At 63.8% G+C, this 23,912-nt stretch carries 24 protein-coding genes; 11 read left to right on the top strand and 13 right to left on the bottom strand.

The features are described from left to right. Positions 1–55 precede the first annotated feature (55 nt). Positions 56–463, top strand: coding sequence for a carboxymuconolactone decarboxylase family protein (locus FJ986_RS19080; RefSeq protein WP_140499869.1), 408 nt, complete (start codon positions 56–58; stop codon positions 461–463). A gap of 11 nt (positions 464–474) precedes the next feature. Here FJ986_RS19080 and FJ986_RS19075 read toward each other — a convergent pair whose 3' ends face one another. The 11 genes from FJ986_RS19075 to FJ986_RS19025 form a co-directional block, all read right to left on the bottom strand. Then, positions 475–1,362 carry an amidohydrolase gene (locus FJ986_RS19075; protein WP_181167212.1) on the bottom strand — a complete coding sequence of 296 codons (888 nt, stop codon included), beginning with the start codon at positions 1,360–1,362 and terminating at the stop codon, positions 475–477. After that, the gene (locus tag FJ986_RS19070; protein ID WP_181172832.1) at positions 1,362–2,438 is read right to left on the bottom strand and encodes a VWA domain-containing protein; all 1,077 of its coding nucleotides are present in this window, start codon (positions 2,436–2,438) and stop codon (positions 1,362–1,364) included. Before FJ986_RS19070 ends, FJ986_RS19075 begins: the two co-directional genes overlap by 1 nt. A gap of 101 nt (positions 2,439–2,539) precedes the next feature. Continuing rightward, on the bottom strand, positions 2,540–3,421 hold the full coding sequence (locus FJ986_RS19065) for a MoxR family ATPase (RefSeq protein ID WP_140675448.1): 882 nt from the start codon (positions 3,419–3,421) through the stop codon (positions 2,540–2,542). An 8-nt stretch (positions 3,422–3,429) separates the two neighbouring features. Further along, positions 3,430–4,434, bottom strand: coding sequence for a molybdopterin cofactor-binding domain-containing protein (locus FJ986_RS31105; protein ID WP_140562384.1), 1,005 nt, complete (start codon positions 4,432–4,434; stop codon positions 3,430–3,432). A gap of 1 nt (position 4,435) precedes the next feature. Further along, the gene (locus FJ986_RS31100; RefSeq protein ID WP_140562385.1) at positions 4,436–5,803 is read right to left on the bottom strand and encodes a xanthine dehydrogenase family protein molybdopterin-binding subunit; all 1,368 of its coding nucleotides are present in this window, start codon (positions 5,801–5,803) and stop codon (positions 4,436–4,438) included. 10 nt (positions 5,804–5,813) lie between these two features. After that, positions 5,814–6,296, bottom strand: a complete 483-nt coding sequence (locus tag FJ986_RS19050) for a (2Fe-2S)-binding protein (protein ID WP_140499861.1) — start codon at positions 6,294–6,296, stop codon at positions 5,814–5,816. A gap of 52 nt (positions 6,297–6,348) precedes the next feature. Next, a complete protein-coding gene (locus tag FJ986_RS19045) occupies positions 6,349–7,143 on the bottom strand; it encodes an FAD binding domain-containing protein (RefSeq protein WP_140562387.1) in 795 nt (264 codons plus the stop codon). 10 nt (positions 7,144–7,153) lie between these two features. Beyond that, the gene (locus FJ986_RS19040; protein WP_140515847.1) at positions 7,154–7,597 is read right to left on the bottom strand and encodes an SRPBCC family protein; all 444 of its coding nucleotides are present in this window, start codon (positions 7,595–7,597) and stop codon (positions 7,154–7,156) included. 117 nt (positions 7,598–7,714) lie between these two features. Then, the gene (locus FJ986_RS19035) at positions 7,715–8,542 is read right to left on the bottom strand and encodes an AraC family transcriptional regulator (RefSeq protein WP_140499857.1); all 828 of its coding nucleotides are present in this window, start codon (positions 8,540–8,542) and stop codon (positions 7,715–7,717) included. A gap of 177 nt (positions 8,543–8,719) precedes the next feature. Continuing rightward, entirely contained in the window at positions 8,720–9,718 is a 999-nt protein-coding gene (locus FJ986_RS19030; RefSeq protein ID WP_140521562.1) for an ABC transporter permease, read from the bottom strand. Positions 9,719–9,779: 61 nt separating this feature from the next. Then, positions 9,780–10,523 (bottom strand): ATP-binding cassette domain-containing protein, encoded by a 744-nt coding sequence (locus tag FJ986_RS19025; protein WP_140500157.1) that lies wholly within the window; start codon positions 10,521–10,523, stop codon positions 9,780–9,782. A gap of 455 nt (positions 10,524–10,978) precedes the next feature. Between FJ986_RS19025 and FJ986_RS19020 the strand changes: the two genes are divergently transcribed. Both FJ986_RS19020 and FJ986_RS19015 read left to right on the top strand, forming a co-directional pair. Further along, positions 10,979–11,968: a sugar-binding protein gene (locus FJ986_RS19020; protein WP_140499854.1), complete on the top strand. Its 990-nt coding sequence runs from the start codon at positions 10,979–10,981 to the stop codon at positions 11,966–11,968. Positions 11,969–12,149: 181 nt separating this feature from the next. Continuing rightward, a complete protein-coding gene (locus tag FJ986_RS19015; RefSeq protein WP_140499852.1) occupies positions 12,150–12,932 on the top strand; it encodes a FadR/GntR family transcriptional regulator in 783 nt (260 codons plus the stop codon). 135 nt (positions 12,933–13,067) lie between these two features. Here FJ986_RS19015 and FJ986_RS19010 read toward each other — a convergent pair whose 3' ends face one another. Continuing rightward, positions 13,068–14,006: an NAD(P)-dependent oxidoreductase gene (locus FJ986_RS19010; RefSeq protein ID WP_140557958.1), complete on the bottom strand. Its 939-nt coding sequence runs from the start codon at positions 14,004–14,006 to the stop codon at positions 13,068–13,070. Positions 14,007–14,124: 118 nt separating this feature from the next. Between FJ986_RS19010 and FJ986_RS19005 the strand changes: the two genes are divergently transcribed. Next, positions 14,125–15,039, top strand: coding sequence for an NAD(P)-dependent oxidoreductase (locus FJ986_RS19005; RefSeq protein WP_140557980.1), 915 nt, complete (start codon positions 14,125–14,127; stop codon positions 15,037–15,039). An 80-nt stretch (positions 15,040–15,119) separates the two neighbouring features. Next, positions 15,120–15,896: a FadR/GntR family transcriptional regulator gene (locus FJ986_RS19000; protein ID WP_140500153.1), complete on the top strand. Its 777-nt coding sequence runs from the start codon at positions 15,120–15,122 to the stop codon at positions 15,894–15,896. 33 nt (positions 15,897–15,929) lie between these two features. Here the strand turns inward: FJ986_RS19000 and FJ986_RS18995 are convergent, their stop codons facing one another. After that, the gene (locus tag FJ986_RS18995; protein ID WP_140499848.1) at positions 15,930–16,217 is read right to left on the bottom strand and encodes a DUF3175 domain-containing protein; all 288 of its coding nucleotides are present in this window, start codon (positions 16,215–16,217) and stop codon (positions 15,930–15,932) included. 198 nt (positions 16,218–16,415) lie between these two features. On the opposite strand from FJ986_RS18995, the gene FJ986_RS18990 reads away from it, so the two are divergent. From FJ986_RS18990 to FJ986_RS18965, 6 genes are all read left to right on the top strand, one after another. Further along, positions 16,416–17,660: an MFS transporter gene (locus tag FJ986_RS18990; protein WP_140500151.1), complete on the top strand. Its 1,245-nt coding sequence runs from the start codon at positions 16,416–16,418 to the stop codon at positions 17,658–17,660. Positions 17,661–17,824: 164 nt separating this feature from the next. Further along, positions 17,825–18,853 (top strand): LacI family DNA-binding transcriptional regulator, encoded by a 1,029-nt coding sequence (locus FJ986_RS18985; RefSeq protein WP_140499846.1) that lies wholly within the window; start codon positions 17,825–17,827, stop codon positions 18,851–18,853. Between the two features lie 309 nt (positions 18,854–19,162). Next, positions 19,163–20,290, top strand: coding sequence for a sugar ABC transporter substrate-binding protein (locus FJ986_RS18980; RefSeq protein WP_140515835.1), 1,128 nt, complete (start codon positions 19,163–19,165; stop codon positions 20,288–20,290). Between the two features lie 79 nt (positions 20,291–20,369). Beyond that, positions 20,370–21,917, top strand: coding sequence for a sugar ABC transporter ATP-binding protein (locus tag FJ986_RS18975; protein ID WP_140515833.1), 1,548 nt, complete (start codon positions 20,370–20,372; stop codon positions 21,915–21,917). Positions 21,918–21,930: 13 nt separating this feature from the next. After that, the gene (locus FJ986_RS18970) at positions 21,931–22,911 is read left to right on the top strand and encodes an ABC transporter permease (RefSeq protein WP_140499841.1); all 981 of its coding nucleotides are present in this window, start codon (positions 21,931–21,933) and stop codon (positions 22,909–22,911) included. Next, on the top strand, positions 22,908–23,894 hold the full coding sequence (locus tag FJ986_RS18965) for an ABC transporter permease (RefSeq protein WP_140553852.1): 987 nt from the start codon (positions 22,908–22,910) through the stop codon (positions 23,892–23,894). Before FJ986_RS18970 ends, FJ986_RS18965 begins: the two co-directional genes overlap by 4 nt. The last annotated feature ends 18 nt before the right edge of the window (positions 23,895–23,912 follow it).

Raw genomic sequence — 23,912 nt, 5'->3', positions numbered from 1 at the left:
GGCTGTTCAGCGTCCGATTCAAACGTCCGGCATCGAAAAAACGAAAGGAAACACCATGGCCACCACCAGACTCCTGAGCGATGCCGAGGTGGAGAAAATCCCGGCCTTAAAGGCGGTGTTCGACGACATCCGCGCGACGCGCAAATCCGATTTCGTCAATAATTTCTGGCGCGGGCTGGCCAATGATCCTGCGGCGCTGAAGCGTATCTGGGAACAGCTCAAGGCGGTGATGGTTGCAGACAGTGCGATCGATCCGTTGACCAAGGAGATGATCTACATCGCGGTGTCGACCGCCAATGGCTGCTCCTATTGCGTCCATTCGCACACCGCGGCGGCGCGCGCCAAGGGCATGACAGACGCACAGCATGGCGAACTGGTGTCGATCATCGGGTTGGCGGGACAGACCAACCATCTGGTGACGGCAATGCAGATCCCGGTCGATCCACAGTTCGAGGTGAAGTGAGGAAAGACGCGTTACACCGGCCTGTAAACCTTCTCCGCCGCGTTCCAGAAAATGTCGGCTTCCGCCGCCGTGCCATGCTTCTCCACCGCATCGCGGTGCGCCTTGATCAGTTCGGCGTGGCCGGTCCAGAGCTTCTCGATCGGGAAGTTCGAGCCGAACATCAGATGGTCGCTGCCAAGAATATCGATCGCATTGTCGATGATGTAGGCGATCAGCGCCGGGTCGTTGCGGTGAACGAAGGTGCCGAGGCCAGACAGCTTGGCGTAGAGATTGGGCGCCGCCGACAGCGTGCGCAGGCCGGCCTTCCAGGCTTCGGTGGTTTCCGGTTCCATGCCGGTCAGCATGCCGGCGTGGGTCAGGATGAAATTCGTCTCCGGGTTTTCGCCGACCAGCGTCAGCCCGTCCTTCATCTGGGCGGGGAAGAGCTGCAGGTCGAAGGACAGGCCGTAATCCTTCAGCCGCGCGACGTTGGCGCGGACCTTGGGGTCGATCACCTGGTCGGCCGAGGCGGCGAAGCGGAAGGCCGGGGTCTCGTGCCAGTGCAGTTGCATGCGCACGCCGCGCAGCAGCCTGTATTTCATCAACCGGTCGATCTGCGGCCTGACATCGTCCACCGTCATGTCGGCATAGCCGACGATGGCGTGCGGCCAGCCGGTCTCGTCAGCGGTCTTCTGCAGGAAGGCGACCTCCTTCTCGAAATCCTCCTTGGCCCAATTGGTCTGGACATAAACGGCTTTTTCGACGCCCGAACCTTTTTGGTCGGCCAAAAATTCATCGATCGGATAGTCGCGGCGGATCGGTTCGTAAGGGCCGAAGATGCGCGGCACCATCGGGCCGACCAGCCATGGTTGGTCCTTCTGGCGCCAGATGTGGAAATGCGCGTCGATGGCTTTCTGCATCACGATACCCTTTTCCAGATGGTCGCGGCCGCCGGGGCGGGGCGTGCGAGCGACAGGATGAAATCGGTGAGGCCGGCCAGCGACGAGCCGTCGACCAGATCGTCGAGGTCGGGCAGGATGGCGCGCAGCGCCGCTGTCGCCGGCTGGAAGCGCGGATCGCCGGCCAGCGGGGTCGCCAGCGACAGCCGGAAGGCGCGGGCGCTAAGCCTGCGCATGGCAATCTCCAGTTCGGCATGGTCGCCGCGCTCCAGCGCGTCGGAGAGAATGACGACCGCGGCGCCGCGCGTGAACGACGAAAAGCGCGGCACCGAGAGGAATGCCAGCAGGGTCGGTCCCATGCGGGTGCCGCCATCCCAATCGTCGACCTGGGCCGCCGCGCGCGCCAGCGCCTGATCGCGGTCGCGGATGCGCAATGCCGAGGTGATGCGGGTGAGCCGCGTGCCGAAGGTAAAGATCTCGGCGCGGTCCGCGCCCTGCACGGCGGCATGCGCCAGCTTGAGATAGTCGGCGGTGTGCAGCTTCATCGAGCCGGAGACATCGATCAAGAGCAGCAGTTTGCGCGGCACGGTCTGGCGGCGGCGCAGCAGCGGCGAGGGGACATCGCCATCTGCGCCGACGATTTCCCTGAGCGAGCGGCGCAGGTCGAGCTTGCCGCGCGAATGGGTACGCACGGTGCGGAAGGAACGTCGGGCGGGCAGGGCCGATGACAGCTTTCGGCGAAACGCGGTCAGACTGTCGTCGTCGCGCTGGAAGTCGCGCGAGCTCAACTGCTCCAGGGCGGAAGACAACTCGCCGCCTTCCTGTTTCTGCTCGGCCTCGATCCGTTCGTCGTCGGCACCGCCATGATCCTTGATGCGCGTTTCCTCGTCTGCATCGCCTTCGATCACAGCTGACGCGTTGCCATAGAAATGGCTCTGGAAATGCGCTTCGAATTCGTCGCGGCGGTCAGGCGGCGGCGCTAGTGTGGCCAGGGCCGCCTCACGGATGTCCGCCATCGAGCGCGGCCCCAGCAGGGTCACGGCCTGCATGAAGCGGGAGACTTGTTCCGGGGCAATAGCGAAGCCGTAGCGGCGCAGCAGGCGAGCGAAGCTGAGCAAGGGCGTTGCGGCGCGGGGGAGATGTCCGGCAGGACAGAGGGGGGCGCTGCCCCGCCCGCGTTGCTGAATGACGTCGCGGCTCACGCCAGCACCTCGTCGACGATCCGGCCGAGCTCGGGCGCGATGTAGGACAGATCCTCCTCGTCCTTGATCAGCACGCCGATGGCGCGGCGGAAGGCTTCCGGCCATGGACTGCCGCCTTTTTCGAGAATGGTCGCGGCATTGGCCCATTCGACCGCCTCGGCGATGCCGGGCGGCTTGGCGAGTGGACGCGCGCGGATGGTCTGCACGGCTGTGGCCACGGCGCGTGCCGTTGCCTCTGCGACATCGCCGGCGCGCAGCATGATGATGGCCGCCTCACGCTCGGCATCGGGATAGCCAATCCAGTGATAGACGCAACGCCGCCGGAGCGCTTCGGCGAGTTCGCGGGTGCGGTTGGAGGTCAGGATGACGATCGGCTGTGCGGTGGCGCGGATGGTGCCGCGCTCGGGAATGCTGATCTGGAAGTCGGAAAGAAACTCCAACAGCAGCGCCTCGAATTCGTGGTCGGAACGGTCGATCTCGTCGACCAGCAGGATGCGCTGCTCCGGCGCCTTCAGGACCTGCAGCAGCGGGCGGGCGATCAGAAAGCGGTCGTCATAGATATCGACTTCTTGCTCGCCGGCATGGCGGATGGCGAGCAGCTGGCGCTGGTAGTTCCACTCATAGAGTGCATGCGCGGCGTCTATGCCTTCATAGCATTGCAACCGCACCAGATCGCGGCCGAGCAGTTCGGCCATTGCCTTGGCCGCTTCCGTCTTGCCGACGCCCGGAGCGCCTTCGAGCAGCAGCGGCTTGCCCAGCCGGATCGTCAGGAAGATGGCCGTCGCCAGGCTTTCATCAGCCAGATAATGCGAGGCAGCGAGGCGCTCGGCGACCGCTTCTGGCGAAGTCGCGACCGTTTCGGCGTTTACCTCGGGCATGTCGGTCCTCAGGTCGTCGCTTGCGCCTTGAGCGCACGCAAAATGCGTTCCGGCGTGATCGGTAGCGTGTCGATGCGCACGCCGACAGCGTCGAAAACGGCATTGGCGACCGCCGGAATCTGTGGATTGGCGCACATTTCGCCGGGCCCCTTGGCGCCGTAAGGACCATCTGCCGAGGGCCGCTCCAGCACGATAATCTCGGTTTCGGCCAGGTCGCCGGGACCTGGCATCAGATACTGGTTGAAGTCGGTGCCGCCGTGGTCACGGCTGGGATAATAGGGCTCGGTCGTTTCGTAGAGCGCATGGCTGATGCCCATCCAGGAGCCGCCGACCAGCTGCTGCTCGACCATTTTGGGGTTCAGCGCACGGCCGATCTCGAAGACGTTCTTCACTGTCAGCACCGTCACCTCGCCAGTCTCGTCATCGACCTCGACCTCGGCCACCGTGCAGGCATGCGCGTAGCAGGTCGATGGCTTCATCGCGCCGGTCTCCTTCTCCGGATAGGAGCGCGGGATGAGGAACATGCCGCGTCCCGAGATCGAGCGGCCGCGCTTGAAATGCGCCGACAGAGCGACGTCGAAGATCGAGATCGATTTCTGCGGCGCGCCCTTCACCAATATGTTGCCCTGACCGTCGGTCTCGAGGTCGGAGGCGTTGACCTCCAACTCCTCCGCGGCCACTTCCAGCATCACCTGGCGGGCTTCCTTGGCCGCCTGGATGACGGCGTTGCCGGCGCGGTGCGTGCCGCGCGAGGCGAAAGTGCCCATGCAGTGCGGGCCGGTGTCGGTGTCGGCGGTGTCGACGACGACGCGGTCGGTCGGCACGCCGATTGTCTCGGCGCAGATCTGCGCCATGATCTGCTTCATGCCCTGGCCGAGATCGACCGATGATAGGGTCACCATGAAATTGCCGGTTGGGGTCGAATGCACCAGCGCCTGGGTGGGATCGCCGCCAAGGTTCATGCCCGTGGGATAATTGATCGCGGCAACGCCGCGTCCGCGCCTGATCGCCATCTCAAGCTCCCTTCGCGTAGGAGGACATCGCCATGTATTTCTCGGCCACGGGCCAGTTGGCCGCGCGCGAGGCCTCCTGCATGCACTCTATGAGGGCCGCCCCTTCGGTCGGCTGGCGATGCGCCTTCATATCGCCGTCGCGATAGGCGTTGATGAAGCGGAATTCGAGCGGATCCATGCCGATCAGCCGCGCCAGCTTGTCCATCTGCACCTCCAGCGCGAAGTCACCCATCGTGACGCCGAAGCCGCGCATGGCGGAGGAGGGGGTGCGGTTGGTGTAGACGCAGTACGTGTCGATCCAGACATTGGGGATGGTGTAGGGGCCGGGATAGTGCCCCGCGCCCTTCTGGGCGCCATAGGGCGAATGGCGGGAGTAGGCGCCGGCGTCGGTGTAGCCGGTGACTTTGCGCGCGACGATGCGGCCGTCCTTCATCACGCCGTCCTTGATGACGACCTTTTCGGCCGCGCGAGGTGACGAGATCTGCATCTCCTCCTCGCGGCTGTAGGTAAAACAGACCGGTCGCCCTGTTAGCTTGGCGCCGAGGATCGCGATCGGTTCGACGATGACATCGACCTTGCCGCCAAAGCCGCCGCCGACCGTGCCGCCGACGAAATGCAGCTTGCTGCCCGGCATCTGCAAAATGATCGACGTGTTGTCGAGGGTGAAGAACATCGCCTGCGTGTTGGTATAGCAGGTGAAGCGGTCATTGCCCTCCGGTGCCACGATACAGCCGGTGGTCTCGGTCGGCGCATGCTCTATCGGCGAGGACTGGTAGCTTTGTTCGAGGACGTAGTCGGCCTCGGCAAACCCCGCCTCGACATCGCCGAAGCGCACCTTGCGGCACTCGCCGCTGTCATAGAGATAGTAGTTCTGGCCGTGATACTCGTTGACGAGGGGCGCGCCGGGCTTCAGCGCTTCCTCCATGTCGAAGACGGCCGGCAGCACCTCGTAGTCGACCTTGACCTTGGCCGCGGCTTCCTGGGCGGCGCGCTCCGTCTCGGCCAGCACCGCCACCACGGCCTCGCCCTTCCAGCGCACCTTGCCGTCGGCCAGAACCGCCTCGTCCTCCGGCCCGATCTGGATCAGGATCAGGATGGTGTAGACATTGTGCGGGACGTCCCTGGCGGTGAGAATTTTCACCACGCCCGGATGTTTTTCCGCTTCGGATGTATCGATCGATCGGATGCGGGCATGATGGTGCGGGCTGCGCACCATCTTCAGATGCAGCATGCCGGGAAAGTTGCGGTCGGCGAAATAGGCGGTTTTGCCGGTGACATGGCCGGGCGAATCCGAGCGGGGCCTCGGCTGGCCGATCTCGTTGAGGTCATCCTTGCGGACGTCCGAAAAATAGCTTTTGCGCAGTTCCATCTTGCTTCCCTCAGGCCGCGTTCTGCGAGTTGGCGCGAGCGGCGGTGAGCACCGCCTGGATGATAGGCTCGTAGCCTGTACAGCGGCATATGTTGCCCGACAGCGCTTCGACGACATCGTCGCGGCTGGGATCGGGCGTGTGGTCGAGCAACACCTTGGCCGCCATGAGCATGCCCGGCGTGCAGAAGCCGCATTGGGTGGCGAAGGCGTCGAGAAAGGCGCGCTGCAGCGGATGCAGGACGCCGCCTTCCGCAAGACCCGACGTGGTGGTGATGGCAGCGCCGTTGCAGGTCTCGGCGAGCGTCAGACAGGACAGCCGGAGCTCACCGTCGACGATCACCGAGCAGGCGCCACAGGTGCCTTGATGGCAGCCGCCCTTCGGCGAAGTGTCGCCGATCTTGTCGCGCAAGGCGTTGAGCAGCGTGGTGCCGCTTTCGACGAATTCGGCCTTCTCAGAACCGTTGAGCGTGAACTGGACGGGAACCTTTGCCATTCTTCCTCCTTGCGCGCCTGCCCCGCAGGGCAAGCGCGCGCACCGAATGTGACTAGCTGAGCAGCAGCCGACCGAGATGAACCGGCAGCACTTGCGCGCGATACCAGGCGCTGGCGATCGGGTCGGTGATAGGTGCGGTGCCGTCGTTGGTGGCAGCCAGAGCCAAAGCAATGCCGTCCGCGTCCAGTGTCCTGCCGAGCAGCGCTTTTTCGGCTGTCTTGGCTCGCATCGGCCGGTCGGCCATGCAGCCGAGCGCGATCCGCGCCGAGGATATCGTGCCGTCGCCGGCTTGTTCCAGGACAGCGGCGATACTGAGCACCGAGACGCCCTTGGGCTTTACCCGCGAGACCTTCACGAATCTAAAGCTTCCCTGTGCCGGCCGCGTGAAGCTGACCGAGGTGACGATCGCGCGGCTCCCGCCCCGCTTGGCCAGAAACGCTTCCATCGGCATTTCGCCGTCATTGGTGCTCACCATGGCGTCCAGCGCCAGCAGGGCGACTGCGAAATCGCCATAGGGGCTTGGCGCAAACAGATTGCCGCCGACGGTCGCCATGTTGCGGATCGCCGGACCGCCAACGGCACGCGCGGCCTTGGCAAGCTGGCCGAGCTCGGGATGGCGGGCGATCGCCGCCATGGTCACCGAAGCGCCGATGCGGATCGTGCCGCCGGAGACCGTGATGACCGACAAGGCCGGGTCGGTCGACCTGACAAGGCCGGAGACCGAAACGTCGCCCTCATTGGCGGCGCGTAAGACGAGCGTGCCACCGCCGAGATAGCGCGTGCCGGCGGCTTTCAGCGCCGCGCTGGCGTCTTTCACCGTTGCAAAACTCTGCAATGCCAGCGCCATGGCCCGCTCCTCAACCCTGGCCGGCGAAATGGCTCTTCAGGGCGTTGAAGCCGCCCTGGAAGACATTGGCGCCCATGCCCTCGGCCAGCTTGTCGGCTTCTTCGGGTGCTGCGTCGAAGCTGGCGGTCCATTCGGCATAGGTGCGGTCGCCGTCGGTGACGCGCCGCAATTGCAGCGTAGCCCTGTGGTTGGTGAGCGGCTGCGGCGTTTCCAGGATCGAATAGCTGACGAGGAAATTCTCATCGGAGAAATCGAGCAGCTTTTCGCGCAGCCGCGCGCCGCTGGCCAGCTGGAAGTTGCGCACGCAGCCGATCGTGGTGGCGTCCTTGCCGTCCTCGATATGGCTTTCGACCATGCGCGGATGCCAATTCGGCAGTCCGTTGAAGTCGCGGATGCGCGCCCAGACCTTTTCGACCGGCGCGTCGATGACGGTGGAGATGGTGACATCAGCCATATGCTCTTTCCCTTGCAAACATTCTGCTTAGGACGGTAGGCCGACCGTGGTCGCGGTGCTTATCAATGCGTCTTGGGCACGTATCAATCAGTCTGAAAATAGCCGCTTTCCGGCCCGTCAGGACACTGCTCGCGCCGCTTCGCGATAGAGCGTCGGCGGCACGCCGACATGGTCGCGGAAGAAACGCGAGAAATTGCCCTGGGTGGTGAAGCCGAGATTGCAGGCGACCGATATCAGCGGCTCATGCGACCACTGGAGCTGGCGCACCGCTTCCTCCATGCGCAGCGTGTTCCAGTAGACGTTGGGCGTCAAACTGGTCTGTTCCTTGAACAGGGCGAAGAAATGCGGCCGCGACAGGCCGACGCTGCGCGCCACGTCATCGAACGAGATACGCTCGCAGACATTGGCTTTCATCAGCTGGATCGCCTTGCGGACGCGGAAATCCTGCATGGTGTTCACGCGGCCGCGCGGCTCCTGCGGAGCTGAAGCGTCGGCGGCATCCAGCACCGAGTCGATGAAGCGCTCGATCTCGTAACTGGCGACATCGTCGATGCTCTCATTGTCGGTCAGATGATCGAGCAGGCCGGCAGCAGCCTGGTGCAGCCAGGGTTCGAGCGTGATTGCCGCCTGCGCGAAAAGCGGCGCGGACGAGGGCAGGTCACGGCGCCGCCGTGCCCAGTCCGGGTCGATGTAAAAGGCGAGGAACAGGCCTGGGGTGCCGTCCTGCGACAGCACATGGCTATGCGGCTGCAGCGAGTTGATGCCGGCAGCCGTGCCAGGTCCAAGCAGGACCGTCTCACGGCCGATGGTCATCTCGCCGGCGGTGCCTTCCAGCCAGATGATGAGATGTGCCTCGACATGGGCATGGGTGACGAAGTCGCTCGCGACATTCAGGACAGAAACATGTCCGAACCGGCCCCAGTAGAGCCTGATCGCTTCCGTCATGGGTATATCCTCCCGCAAGCGACTGGCCTCCCTTCGCCTGCTTGGGGATTGTGCGGCCGGTTTTCCGTATCCGTCAAGGCATAGCCGCACGGCCGGTATTCGCGGCAGGCCGCCTCAGCCGATTTTCAGACTGAACGATAGGACGGAAATGAACGGCGGTTCGGCGAAGACAGGCTTTTAATCGCTTCGCCTGAAGTTGCGGATGCGGTCGAACAGCACCGCCAGCAGGATGGCGCCGCCGATGAAGGTGCCCTGCCAAAAGGCGTTAATACCGAGCAGGCCGAGGCTGTTGCGGATCACCTCGATGAGGGCGGCACCCACGATGGCGCCAAAGGCGGTGCCGAAGCCGCCGGCGAGATTGGCGCCGCCGATGACGGTGGCGGCGATGACCTGCAGCTCCATGCCGTTGCCGAGATTGGTGGTGACGGCGCCCAGCCAGCCGGTCTGGATGATGCCGGCAATTCCCGCCGACAGCGCCGAGATCATGTAGACGGCGACCTTGATCTGGCGCACCGGAACGCCGGTCAGCGTCGCCGCATGCTCGTTGCCGCCAATGGCGAAGATATGCCGGCCGAACTTGGTCCAGCGCAGGATGAAGCCGGTGATCAGCGCCAAAAGGATCATGTAGAGCACCGGATTGGCGATCCCGAACAGCCAGGCGCCGCCGCCCAGCGCCAGCAGCTTGTCGTGATCGGGCCCGAACTGGAAGACGACGGTGTTGTTGGAGGCCACCATGGCGAGGCTGCGGGCGATCGACAGCATGCCGAGCGTCACCACGAAGGGCGGAAAGCCGAGATAGGCGATCAGAATGCCGTTGAAGCCGCCGATGACGAGTGCGGTGACGATCGAAGCCAGGATGCCGACTTCGATCGAAAACCCGGCATGCATGGTAACGGCCAGCACCATCGAGCACAGGCACAGCACCGAACCGACCGAGAGGTCGATGCCGCCGGTGATGATGACGAAGGTCATGCCCAGCGCGACAATGGCGACGAAGGTGACGTTGCGGGTGATGTTGAAGAGGTTCTTCGGGGTGGCGAAGGCATCCGTGGCAAAGGACAGGAAGATACAGGCGAGGATGACGGCGATCACCACCCAGAACGTCTGGCTGGAGAGCAGCCGCGACAGAAAACTGTGCTGTTTCTGCGCGATCGTCTGATCAAGGGTGACTGCCATTATCGACCTTTCCTGCCGGGAGCGAAACGCGCCAGCGCAATGAAATCCGGTTTTGCCGCTCTCACACCACCTGCTCGATGGCGCCGGTGATCAGCCCTGTCACTTCCTCGGGCGAACTCGAGGCGATCGCCTTGTCGGCGACTTTCCTGCCGCGCCGCATGACGATGACGCGGTCGGCGACGTCGAAAACGTCGGGCATGCGGTGGCTGATCAGCACCACGGCGATGCCCTGGTCGCGCAAATGGCGGATCAGGTTGAGGACTTCGGCGACCTGACGGACCGAAATCGCCGCCGTCGGCTCGTCCATCAGCACTATCTTGGCCTGCGACAGCATGGTGCGGGCGATCGCCACCGCCTGGCGCTGACCGCCGGACATCTGTTTGACGAGGTCGCGCGGGCGCGTCTCGGATTTGAGCTCGGCGAATATCTGGCCGGCGCGCTTGTACATGGCGGCATAGTCGAGGATACGGAAGGGCCCGACGCCGCGGCGCAGTTCGCGGCCGAGATAGACATTGGCCGCCGCCGTCAAATTATTGCACAGCGCCAGATCCTGGTGGACGATCTCGATGCCGTGCTGGCGGGCCTCGACCGGCTTGTGCAGGATCAGATCCTTGCCGTCCATCTGCATGGTGCCGTGGCTCGGGCGGAAATTGCCGGCGATCATCTTGACCAGCGTCGACTTGCCGGCGCCGTTGTCACCCATCAGGCCGACGACCTGGCCGGGCTCGATCGACAGCGACACGTCGTTCACCGCCTGGATGGCGCCGAAATGCTTCGAGATGTTGGTGAGTTCGAGAACCGCCACCAGCCTTTTGCCTCCCATGTCTGGCCGTCTGTCCCGGAAGGGGCGACGGCTTCGGTTCGCTACCCCAGCTCCTCCCGGAAGCAGCGACGCGGTCATTTACGCAAATGCCTGCATGGGCGTCAATTGTCTGACGAATAAGATTTGGGCAACTGTCGGACGAATGAGATCCCGCCTTTCGGGAAAAATCCGTTTTGTAGGACAAATAGCAATTGACGTTGGCGGCAAGCCGTTATTAGTTGAGCGTCGGAGGAAGATATGCCGGCTTTGACGACGTCGTTTGGCGGCGCAACCGGTAGAGGATTATCGACCGTGCCGGCATCGTTGCCGGGCTGGTCGCATCTGAAAATACTTATCGGCCTGGCCTGACGGCACGAGCGCTTGCTTCTGTCATCTCGCATTCGGCCGATCTGTGTGGCGGGCACGCCGTGTCCGTCTGTTTCCAAGGGAGGACTGACATGAGGAAAACAGTTTTGCTCGCCGCCGTCGCCGCCATGGCGTTGGGCGCCGGGCCGGCTTTGGCCAAGAAGCAGCTCGTCATCGTGGTGAAAGGTCTCGACAATCCGTTCTTCGAGGCGATCCACCAGGGCTGCGAGAAATGGAACAAGGAAAACGCCAGCTCGGAATATGAGTGCTTCTACACCGGTCCGGCGTCGACTTCCGACGAGGCCGGCGAGGCGCAGATCGTGCAGGATATGCTGAGCAAGCCGGATACGGTGGCGATGGCGATTTCGCCGTCCAACGCGCCGCTGATCGCGCAAACGATCAAAAGCGCCAACCCGTCGATCCCGATCATGACCGTCGATGCCGATCTTGCCAAGGAAGACGCAGCACTTCGCAAGACCTATCTCGGCACCGACAACTATCTGATGGGCAAGAAGATCGGCGAATACATAAAGAAGGCCAAGCCGAAGGGCGGCACGATCTGCACCATCGAGGGCAATCCGGCGGCCGACAACATTCTTCGCCGCGCGCAAGGCATGCGTGATGCGCTGTCGGGCAAGGAAGGACTTGCAGCCCTGGCCGGCGAAGGCGGCTGGACGGAAGTGGCGGGCTGTCCGGTGTTCACCAATGACGACGGCGCCAAGGGCGTGCAGGCGATGACCGACATCCTTGCCGCCAACCCCAAGCTCGATGCGTTCGGCATCATGGGGGGCTGGCCGCTGTTCGGCGCGCCGCAGCCCTATCGCGATCTGGTTGGACCGCTGAAGGACAAGCTGGCCAGCAACGACTTCGTCATCGGCGCCGCCGACACGATCGGCGACGAGGTGGCGATCGCGCGGGATGGCCTTGTCACCGCGCTGGTCGGCCAGCGGCCGTTCGAGATGGGCTACAAGGCGCCGTCCGTGATGATCGACCTGGTCGAAGGCAAGAAGGTCGACGATCCGGTGTTCACCGGCCTCGACGAATGCACCAAGGATACGGTCGACACCTGCATCCAGAAGTAGGCGTCTCGATCGGGGCGCCCGCCGACGGGCGCCCCGCCACCTCTGCTGACGAACAGGGACACGCATTTCAGGGGCAGCGGCTCCGGCTTTGGCGCGCCCGTGGTTCGAATTTTCGGCAATGGCATCGGCGCACCCGACAGTTCCTGACCGGAACAGGTACGGCCGACGCATTGGAACGTGGATGCCGGACGAAAAGTCAAACAAGCGAGCCATTCGGACCAAGGCACAGGCCGGCCGCCGTCCGGCCGCCATGCGCCGGCCCGATGCGGCGCACTTTCCCGGTGCCAGCGTGCACGCCTCGCTGGCCAGCGAGATCGGGCTCAGGATCGTGCGCGGCGACTATCCGCCAGGCACCATCCTGCCCAACGAAGCCCAATGGTCGCGAACGTTCAACGTCAGCCGCTCGGCGGTGCGCGAGGCGATCAAGATGCTGATGGCCAAAAGCCTGCTCGCTTCGCGCCCCAAGATCGGCAGTTGGGTCGAACCGAAGGAGCGCTGGAACCTGCTCGACCGCGACGTGCTCGCCTGGTACGCGACCGCGCCGGATCGTGAGGTGTTCCTGCGGACGGTACAGGAGTTCCGCCACATCATCGAGCCGGAAGCGAGCGCCTTTGCCGCGGTGCGGCGCAGCGACGAGCAGATGGCCGAGATCAGCCAGGCCTGCCGCGAGATGGGCGAGGCGGCAAGCCTTCAGGAGCGCATCCGGGCCGACACGCGCTTTCATCTTGCCATCCTGCGGGCCTCCGGCAACGATCTGCTGGTGCCGCTCGGCGTGCTCATCGAGTCGGCGCTCGACCATCTCTTCGTCTTCACGACTCAGCAGGTCGGCGACCAACGGCGGGCCCAGAGGCTGCACGAGGCGATCGAGAAGAATATTCGTTTGCAGCGCCCCTCAGCGGCGCGCAACGCCGTGCACAAGCTACTCGCCGATACCGATGAAGGGATCGGAAGAGGGCGAGGGTGATCGACGCTCGCGCTTGGTGATCACCTTTCTATGGACAATGCGTAGCCTTCTGCGGCCTTTCGCAGGCTCCCGGCGTTCGAAGCTCGAAAAGCCAAGCTATTGGCTTTCATCCGGTGCGCGGACCGCTTCTCACCCTTAAATCGTCTGTTTCTTTCCATCTTTCATCGGCATCAGATCGACACCGTTGACCTTGCCGATATGGGTGGCCAGCATCGGCACGTACTGCTCGGCCGGTCCGGTGGCGTGTGCTCCGGCGAAAGCGTTCTTGGTGGCGTTGCCGAGGGGGTTGGCAATGCCGGCAGAACCCGCCATCGATTCGAGGTAGGTCAAGTCCTTGAAGGCGTTGGCAATAGTGAATTTGTGGGCGTCGCGGTCGCCCTCCAACGTCCAGCGCATGAAGGTCTGGTAGAAGCCGCAATCCATGCGGCCGTTGCGGATGACGCTGTCGAAGCGCTGCGGCGAGATGCCGACCTTCTCGGCCAAGGCCAATGCCTCGGAATAGATCGCCGCATAGCCCAGCGAGACGAAATTGTTGAGCAATTTCATGCGGTGGCCGTCGCCGGTGTCGCCGATATGGACGATACGGCCGGCCCAGGTTTCGATCACCGGTTTGACCCTGGCAAAGACGGCGTCGGGTGCGCCGACCATGGCGTCGAGCGTGCCTTCCCAAGCCTCCTTCGGCGTGCGGCTGAGCGGTGCATCGACATAGTTGACGCCGAGCGCCTTGAGTTCGGCGGCCAGCGCAGCGGTCGAGACCGGGTCGGAGGTCGAGCAGTCGACGACTACCGAGCCTTTTCTCAATCCTTCCTTGAGACCGCCGGGGCCTCGAATGATGGCTTCGACCTCACGCGAACCGGTGACGCAGATGAAGACGATCGTCGATGCCGCCGCCACGTCGCGGGAGGTCGAGGCTTCGTGGGCGCCGCGATTAGCCATATCCTCCGCCGGCTTGCGATTCTTGCGGCCGAGGAAGGTCAGGTGATAGCCTTTATCGACGATGTTCTTGGCGATGCCATGACCCATCAGGCCAAGGCCGATGAAGCCGATCTTCTCGCTCGCGGCGGTCGTGTTCATGCTGTCTGTCCTGTGTTGCGATTATCGATAATGTCGCCGCTCTTTTAGCCGCAAGCGGTTGCAGAAAGCAATATTGTCTGACAATACACATAATTCCTGAGCTTTCGTGGAGACCAGAATAATGAAGCGGATCATGTTCACCGGCGGCAGCGGCAAGGCTGGGCGCCACGTCGTGCAATATCTGGTGGAGCAGGGCTGCCAGGTGCTCAACATCGACACCAAGCCGCTCGACAATCCCAAGGTGCGCACGCTGATCACCGACATCACCGACAGCGGGCAGGTGTTCAACGCGCTGTCGAGCTATGCGGGCTTGCATGAATTCGACCCGTCGCTGCGCCCCCAGCCCGTCGACGCCGTGGTGCATTTCGCCGCGATCCCGCGCATCATGATCACGCCCGACAACGAAGTGTTCCGCATCAACGCGCTCGGTACCTACAATGTCATCGAGGCGGCGGTGAAGCTCGGCATCCGCAAGGTGATAATCGCCTCCAGCGAGACCACCTACGGGCTGGTCTTCGCCAACGAGCCGCGCACGCCGAAATATTTCCCGCTCGACGAAGAATACGACGTCGATCCGATGGACAGCTATGCCCTTTCCAAGGTGGTCAACGAGAAGACGGCACGGGCCTTTGCGCAGCGCGACGGTGCCGACATCTATGCATTGCGCATCGGCAACGTCATCGAACCGCACGAATACTCCCTGTTTCCGAAATGGTTCGCCGATCCCGGTTTCCGCAAGCGCATCGCCTGGAGCTATGTCGATGCGCGCGACCTCGGCCAGATCACGCTGCGCGCCATCGAGAAGGATGGGCTCGGCTACCAGGTGTTCAACGCTGCCAATGACGACACGTCGTCGGACCTGCCGACCGCGGAACTGCTGAAGCGCTTCTATCCCGGTGTGCCGGTCAAGGGTGAGCTCGGCGAATTCGAGACGCTGCTGTCCAATCGCAAGGCGCGCGACATGTTGGGCTTTCGGCCGGAACACAGCTGGCGCAAATACGTGAGGATCTCAACAGGCCCCGCCGGGGGTTGAGCTGTGCACAGAAGCCGGCTTTGCGGGTGAACCCGCTTGCCGTGCTTGACAGCTTGCTCAATCCGGACTTTCTGGAGCCTATGCGGGACGCGAAGCCGAACAAGGAAAAATCGCCGGCAAAAGCGGCATCGGCCGAGCGTCAGGCCGGCGTTCGCCGCACCGATGCGGCGCGCATTCCGGGTTCCAGCGTGCACACCTCGCTGGCCAGCGAAATCGGGCTCAGGATCGTGCGCGGCGACTATCCGCCCGGCACCATCCTGCCCAACGAAGCCAAATGGTCGGAGACCTTCAGCGTCAGCCGCTCGGCGGTACGCGAGGCGATCAAGATGCTGATGGCCAAAAGCCTGCTCGCCTCGCGCCCGAAGATCGGCAGCTGGGTCGAGCCGAAAGAGCGTTGGAATCTGCTCGACCGCGACGTGCTTGCCTGGTACGCGACCTCGCCGGACCGCGAGGTATTTCTGAAGACCGTGCAGGAATTCCGCCACATCATCGAGCCGGAGGCATCGGCTTTTGCCGCCATGCGGCGGACCGACGAGCAGATGGCCGAAATCAGCCAGGCCTGCCGCGAGATGGGCGAGGCACCAAGCCTGCAGGAGCGCACCCGCGCCGACACGCGCTTTCATCTCGCGATCCTGCGGGCGTCTGGCAACGACCTGCTGGTGCCGCTCGGGGTGCTGATCGAATCCGCCTTCGACCATCTCTTCACCTATACGACGCGGGAACTCGACGATTTGCAGCACGCACAGAAGATGCATGAGGCGATCGAGAAGAACATCCGCCTGCAGCGGCCCGACGCGGCGCGTGCCGCGGTGCGCAAGCTGCTCGCCAACACAGACGGCGTGATCAGGTCACGATAAGCCGTTCCAGGAATCCGTCACGCGGCTTTCTGCCTACTCTTCCTTCTCACGTCCGAACGCCGCGCGCAGTTCGTCCTTGGCATCCTCGAGCACCTTCTTCTGCTTCGCCGGCAGGTTCTTGCCGGCACGGTTGATGTAGAAGTTCAGCATCGACATGGCGGACTGGAACGGTTCGGCCTTGCGCCGGTCGCTGTGTTCGGCCGACCGCTTGAGCGAAGCCGCGATCTTCTTCGGGTCGTGGGATTCGAAGACATGGTCTTCGAGATCCATGGCATTGCTGTGCTCGGTCACCTCAGCCGACCATTTCCGTTTCGCGGTCATGGCAATCTCCTTCGCGTTGAGCCGATTGCAAAACGTCCTTCATCGTCGCACGTTCCGGTGAGCCCGGAACCGGCAAACCCTGGAACCATGGAATTACCCACGTGGCGCTGCTCGGCGCCGCGAATGCGCCGATAGTGGTGGAAGGACCGTCGGCCGCTAGGCCGCATGACCGCGACAATGGTCAATGTCGATGACGGAATGGGAAACAGCTTGGCCTCGATCTTCTCCTCACCAGCAGCCGGCAATGCGGTCGTCGACAGCTCGCATGCATGGATACGGCTGGCGGTGTCGATGCTTTTGTCGACAGTCGGCGGCGTCGGCATGTGGGCCGTGGTCGTGGTGCTGCCGGCCGTGCAGGCCGAGTTCGGCGTCGACAGGGCCGACGCCGCTCTGCCCTACACCGCGACCATGGTCGGCTTTGCCGCCGGAAACGTTCTGGTCGGGCGCGCCATCGACCGTGTCGGCTACTGGATCCCGGCGCTTGTTTCCTCGATGGCGCTGGTTGCCGGCTTCCTGCTGGCGGCGCTGTCGACCTCGATCCTGCAGTTCACGCTCGCCCAGGGCCTGCTGATCGGGGTCGGTACATCGGCGATCTTCGGGCCGCTGATCGCTGACATCTCGCACTGGTTCAACCGCCGGCGCGGCGTCGCCGTGGCGGCGGCCGCGGCCGGCAGCTATCTCGCCGGAACGATCTGGCCTACCGTCATGCCACCCCTGATGAAGGCGGAAGGCTGGCGCTTCACCTATGTGGCCATCGGCATCTTCTGCCTGGCGACCATGGTGCCGCTGGTGCTGATGCTGCGGCGCGGCGCCCCGATCGCGGCCGCCGGTTCCGCGGGCAGCCGGCTGGTGCAGCCGATCTCGTTGTCGCCAACGGCACTCCAGGTGCTGCTCGTCATTGCTGGTCTTGGTTGCTGCGTGGCGATGTCGATGCCGCAGGTGCATATCGTGGCCTATTGCATGGATCTTGGCTACGGCGTCGCGCATGGCGCCGACATGCTGTCGATCATGATGGCGGCCGGCGTGGTCAGCCGCGTGGCTTCGGGCTTCGTTGCCGACCGCATCGGCGGAGTGAAGACCCTGCTTATCGGCTCGGTGCTGCAATGCCTGTCACTGTTCTTTTACATTCCCTTCGACGGGCTTGCCTCGCTCTATGTCGTTTCGCTGGTCTTCGGCCTGTCGCAGGGTGGCATCGTGCCCTGCTATGCGATCATCGTGCGGGAATACATGCCCGCCAGGGAGGCCGGCCAACGCGTCGGCATCGTCATCATGGCGACCATTTTCGGCATGGCGATCGGCGGCTGGATGTCGGGCTGGATCTACGACCTGACCGGCTCCTACGCCGCCGCATTCCTGAACGGCATCGCCTGGAACCTGCTGAACATCCTGGTGATGGTGCTGGTGCTTTGGAAGGCAAGACGCGGCGCGACGGCGATGGCCTGAGGCAAAGCGGAAGCACTCGCCCACAAGCGCCTCGGCTTGACAACGGGCCGGGGCTGCGCGACGCCAGAGGTGAGTGGTGCGGCACAGGCTGGTGAAATGGCGACAGCAACGTCGATCGTATTGCGGCAGCGCCTTGGCGGCCACGCACCGCATGGAGCCTGTCCTTGATCAAGCCGCGCTCGCGCCGAGGCGGCGGCCGCCCGACCATATCAGACGTCGCGCGCAAGGCGGGCGTAGGCGCCATCACCGTGTCTCGCGCCTTGCGCGAGCCGGAGCGGGTCTCGCAGGACCTGCGCCGCCAGATCCAGGCCGCCGTCGACGAGCTCGGTTATGTGCCGGATCCCAACGCGCGGGCGCTGGCCTCGGCCCGCGCCGAGGTGTTCGGCGTGCTGGTGCCGTCGCTTACCAACAACGTCTTTGCCGAGGTGGTGCGTGGCATCTATGACAGCCTGTCGGATAGCGCCTTCCGCATCCAGCTCGGCAACACCCACTATTCCGGCCTCGAGGAAGAACGGCTGCTGCAGGTGTTCGGGCCGCAAAGGCCGGCGGCGCTGATCGTGGCCGGCATCGACCAGACGCCGGCCTCGCGAAAACTGCTGGAGAATGCAGGCTGCCCGGTGGTCCAGGTCATGGAAACCGGCCCGGATCCGGTCGATATGATGGTCGGCTTCTCGCATCTGGACGGGGGCAGGGCGGCGACTGAGCATCTGCTCGAAGCGGGTTACCGCCGCATCGGATTCATCGGTGCGCGCATGGATCCGCGCTCGCAGCGGCGCTTGGCCGGATACCGCATGGCAGTGGAGAAAGCCGGCCTATTCGATCCACGACTGATCACCACCACGCCGGTGCCGTCCAGTGTGACGCTGGGACGCGAACTTTTCCGCGACGCGCTGGCCAAGATGCCGACGCTCGACGGCGTATTCTGCAACAATGACGACATCGCGCTAGGCGCGCTGTTCGAGTGTCATCGCGCTTCGATCGGTGTGCCCAAGAGGATCGGCATCGTCGGCTTCAACGATCTCGACATGATGCAGGTGGCGTTTCCCTCCGTCACCAGCATCCGCACGCCCCGCTACGAGATCGGACGGCGGGCAGTGGCCATGGCGCTGGCGGCGATAGGAGGCGAGCCTCCGCAGCAGCGCGTCGTGGATCTCGGTTTCGAACTCATGCGCCGCGAGAGCACGGCGCGCTAAACACGCTTTCGCGATCAAGAGAAAGGGCGCTTTACACACCGTTCATGGTAGCGCTACCGTCGTCGTCGGACAGGAAAGAGAAATGCAACGGTACGGCGCCTGTCTATTATACATAAGCGACAACTAATTCTTGTTTATTATGTATAATATGCTATTTTCCCAGCAGCCTGGGAACGACGGGGGAGGAGGCATCGCATAGACCATTGGCCATCGGAAAGGCAGGTACGGCAAGGCAAGAGGAGCCGGAGCCGACCGTGCGAAATTCACATCGCGAAACGACGTCAGAATTACAAAATGGGAGGATTATCGATGATCAAGTCACTGGTAGGTGGCATCGTTGCCGCCAGCGCATTCGTCATGCTCAACTCGGCCGCCATGGCCGCCGGCCCCGAGATCGTGCCGGGCCCGGCCGCCCAAGCCGACTGCTTCGCGCCTTGGAGCGCGGACACGAAATTCTTCAAATATCCCAAAAAGGAAGGCCCATACCGCATCGCCTTCGCCAATGGCTATATCGCCAACACCTGGCGCATCCAGATGGTGCAGACCGCAAAGGCCTATGCCGCCCAGCCGGACGTCAAAGCCAAGATCAAGGAATTCAAGGTCGTCTCGACCGGCGAGGACGTGCCGGCGCAGATCTCGGCGATCAACAACTTCATCGATTCCGGCTATGACGCGATCGTCACCGACGCGCAGAACCCGACTGCTTTCGGCCCGGTCATCAAGCGCGCCAAGCAGGCTGGCATCGTGCTGGTCGCCTTCGACAACATCCTCGACACCAAGGATGCCATCAACGTCAATGTGGACCAGAAGGGCCTCGGCGAATTGTGGGCCAAATGGCTGGTCGCGAAGGTGCCGAATGGCGGCAAGATTCTCGAAGTGCGCGGCGTTGCCGGCACCTCCGTCGATACCGATCGCCACAACGGCATCCACGAGGTGCTCGACGCTTCCGGCAAGAAATGGGACGTCACCGAAGTCGCCGGCAAGTGGGACGACGGCGTGGCACAGAAGGTCACCGCCGACGCGATCGCCACCAACGGGCCATTCGACGGCATCACCGGCCAGGGCGGCGACACCGGCATCGTGCAGGCGATGATCGATGCCAAGCATCCGTTCGTGCCCTTTGGCGGTGAAACCGAAAACGGCTTCCGCAAGTTCTGCGCGGCGCATTCGGCCGACGGGTTGAAGTGCTCTTCCGCGGGCTCGGGCCCGGCCCAGGTCGCCGTCGCCATCAAGACCGCGATTGCAGCGCTCGAAGGCGAAGTGGTGCCGCAAGAGGTGAAGCTGCCGCTGGCGATCGCCGAAGATCCGAACATGAAGGAAGGCACGGATTACTTCCCGAAAGAGTCGGACAATTTCTTCGTCGGCAACTCCTTCCCAACCTGCGGCATCAACTTCAGCGCCCAGGAAATCATGGGTCAGACCAAGGAAAATCAGTAGTTTCCAGTGGATATCGTTTCGGCGCCGCGGCTAAGCCGCGGCGCCGGTTCTTGAATGTTCGAGCGCCCTGGGAGGGTTGATGGACGGTGCGGCTCCGCTCTTGCGCATGGAAGGCATATCGAAGCGCTATGGCGGCGTGCGGGCGCTGGAGAAGGCCGACCTGTCGGTCGAGGCCGGCAGCATCCACGCCATCCTCGGCGAAAACGGCGCCGGCAAGTCGACGCTGATCAAGATCATGGCGGGCGTCGTTGCGCCCGACGAGGGCCGCATGGTGCTGGACGGGCGAGAGGCGACCTTCGCCTCGCCGGGCGCCGCGAACAAGGCCGGCATAGTTTGCATCTTCCAGGAGTTGTCGCTGATTCCCGAACTCAGCGTCGCCGACAACATCGTCATATCCGATCCGCCGAAACGCTTCGGCATGATCGACCGCAAGGCGCAGCGGCGCATCGCCGAGGACGCGCTGGCGCGTGCGGGAGCATCCGACATTCATCCGCTGGCGCTGGTCAAGGACCTGCCGCTGTCACGCCGGCAGATGGTCGAGATCGCCAAGGCATTGGCCAGGAAGCCACGCATCCTGATCCTCGACGAGGCGACCTCGGCACTGACGGCGGCGGATGTGTCGAAGATCTTCGCCGTGCTGAAGCGGCTGCGTTCGGAAGGGCTGGCGCTGCTCTACATCTCGCACCGCATGAACGAGATCGCCGAATTGGCGGACCAGTGCACGGTGTTCCGCAACGGCCGCAATGTCGCCAGCTATCCCGCCGGCTCGAAGAGCGACAGTGAAGTCGTCGAACTGATGATCGGGCGCGAATACAGCCATATCTTCCCGCCCAAGCCGACATTCGCGCCGGCCACCACCGCGCCGGTGCTCGAAGCCCGCAAGCTCTCCTGGACGGATCGCCTGCACAACATCTCGCTGTCGGTCAGGGCAGGCGAGGTGGTCGGCCTCGGCGGCCTCGACGGGCAGGGCCAACGCGAATTGCTGCTCGCTTTCTTCGGCGTCCTGCGTGGCCTTTCCGGCCAGATCCTGGTCGACGGTAAGCCAGTGGGCATCGCCAGCCCCGCCGCCGCACGCGAGAACGGCATCGGCATGGCGCTCATTCCCGAGGATCGCAAGACCGAAGGCCTGATGCTGCCGATGACGGTGCGCGAGAACCTGTCTTTCGCCGCACTCGACCGGCTGTCGAAAGGCGGCATAATAGACCGCGCCGCCGAGCAGCGGCTTATCGACGACATGGTCGGCCTGCTGGCGATCAAGACGGCCGGCCTCGACATTCCGGTCGGCGCGTTGTCGGGCGGCAACCAGCAGAAGGTCGTCATCGCCAAATGGCTGATGCGCCAGCCGCGCATCATCCTGCTCAACGATCCGACGCGCGGCATCGATGTCGGCACCAAGCAGGAGCTGTATCAGCTGATGCGCAAGCTGGCGGACGCGGGGGCGGCAATCCTGTTCTATTCGACCGACTATGACGAGCTGATCGGCTGCTGCGACCGTGTGCTGGTGCTCTATGACGGGGCGGTCAAGCGCGAATTGGTGGGCGCCGAAATCACCGAACGGGCTCTGATATCAAGCGCGCTCAACATGCCTGGCGGGGATAGCCCGGTGAACCGGGGAGCGAACGCGTGAAAGGGATTTTGGCGTGAAGGATTGGCGCTACTGGTTGGCGGAGCAGCGCGGAACGCTGCTGGCGCTTGGCATCTTCATCGTCATGTTCGTCATCTACACCGCGAACCATCCGGCCGGCTTCACCGCCAATGTCGTGCAGACGGCGGCCAACAAGGGCGTGCTGCTGGCCTTCGTCGCCATGGCGCAGACGCTGGTGGTGATCACCGCGGGCATCGACCTTTCCGTCGGCATGATCTTCCTGTTGACCAACTGCCTGGCCTCGTGGCTGGTGGTGGGCACGCCGGTGCAGACGGCGCTTGGCGTGTTGGCGGTACTGGCCGTCGGACTGCTGTGCGGGGCGATCAACGGCGCCATCGTCATCTACGGGCGGCTGCAGCCGATCGTCGCCACGATCGCCACCGGCGCGGTCTATTATGGCATCGGGCTTCTACTGCGGCCGTTCCCGGGCGGATCGGTCAACGAGGATCTGGCTGACGCGCTGACGGGCCGTGTGTTTGACGTGGTGCCGGCCAGCATGGTTGTGCTCCTGGCCGTCGTGTTGGTGATCTGGGTGCCGTTCAGCCGTTCGGTGCTTGGCCGCGCGGCCTATGCGGCAGGGTCGTCGGAAATGGCGGCCTACATGTCAGGCGTGCCCATCCGGCGCGGCAAGTTCGCAGCCTATACGCTGGCGGGGCTGCTGGCCTCGATCGGCGGCCTGTTCCTGACGTTCTTCACCTATACGGGCGAAGCGGCCTATGCCAGCGGCAACTCCTACACGCTGTTTTCCATTGCCGCCGTGGTGCTGGGCGGCGTCTCGCTGTTCGGCGGCAAGGGGAGTGCCATTGGCGCGATCTTCGGCGCGCTCGCCTTCCGCACCATCGGCGATCTGTTGTTCGTCTTCGATTTCGATCCGCTGTGGCAGCCGCTGTTCCAGGGCGTTATCCTGCTGATCGCCGTCAGCCTCGGCGCCTTCGCCCTGTTTCGAGTCCGCAACCGGCTGGAGTGGTTCCTGTGAGCGAGACGACATTGGGCGGCATTGCCGGCCGCATGCCGAAATTCATTCGCCGCGCCGACCCCGCGGTGTTGACGGCCTTTGCCTGCATCGTGGTCCTGCTCCTGCTGGGCAGTCTTTATTCGCGCAGCTTCCTGTCGCCTGAATATCTCTTGCAGCAGCTCAAGGTGGCCTCGTTTCTCGGCGTCATCGCCACCGGCATGATGCTGGTCATCCTGCTCGGCCAGATCGATCTGTCGGTGCCGTGGTCGGTGGCGGCGGGCGCGATGATGGCTTGCGCCGCTGCCGCGTATGGCCCGGCCGGCGTTGCGTTGGCCATTCCATTCGGCATCCTGTGCGGGGTGCTGATCGGCATCGTCAACGGCATCGGCGTCGCCTATCTGCGCATTCCCTCCATGATCATTACGCTCGCCACAAACGCCGTCGCGCAAGGGCTGATGGTGGTCTACACCGGCGGCTTCTCGCCCCAGGATTCGGCCACCGGCGCCATGCGCTACCTGGCCACCGGCTTTGCCATTCCGGGAGTTCCCAACGCGGTCATCATCTGGGCGCTGATCGGCGCCGCGATGGTGTTCGTTCTGACCCGCACCGGCTTTGGCCGCACCGTCTACGGCATCGGCAACCGCGAGCGTGCCGCCTACCTCTCCGGCATCGACACAAGGCGCGTGGTGATGATCGCCTTTGCCGTCTCCGGCGGGCTCTCCGCCTTCGGCGGGGTGCTGCTTGCCGGCTACGCCTCCAAGGCGGCGCAGTCGATGGGCGACGCCTATCTCCTGCCGTCGATCGCGGCCGTCGTGCTGGGCGGCACCTCGATCCTTGGCGGGCGCGGCTCCTATCTCGGCACTGTCGCCGGCGTCATCCTGATCACGCTCCTGCAATCCATACTGTCGGTCATGCAGATGCCGGAGGCGGGTAGGCAGATCATCTACGGCGTCGTCATCGTCGCCATGCTGCTGCTCTACGGCCGCGCGCCGGCAAGCCGCTGACAGTGGACGAAAAGGCTC

The sequence above is a fragment of the Mesorhizobium sp. B1-1-1 genome (assembly GCF_006442955.1).
GTDB lineage: Bacteria > Pseudomonadota > Alphaproteobacteria > Rhizobiales > Rhizobiaceae > Mesorhizobium.
This window is presented reverse-complemented; position numbering and strand designations above follow the sequence as displayed.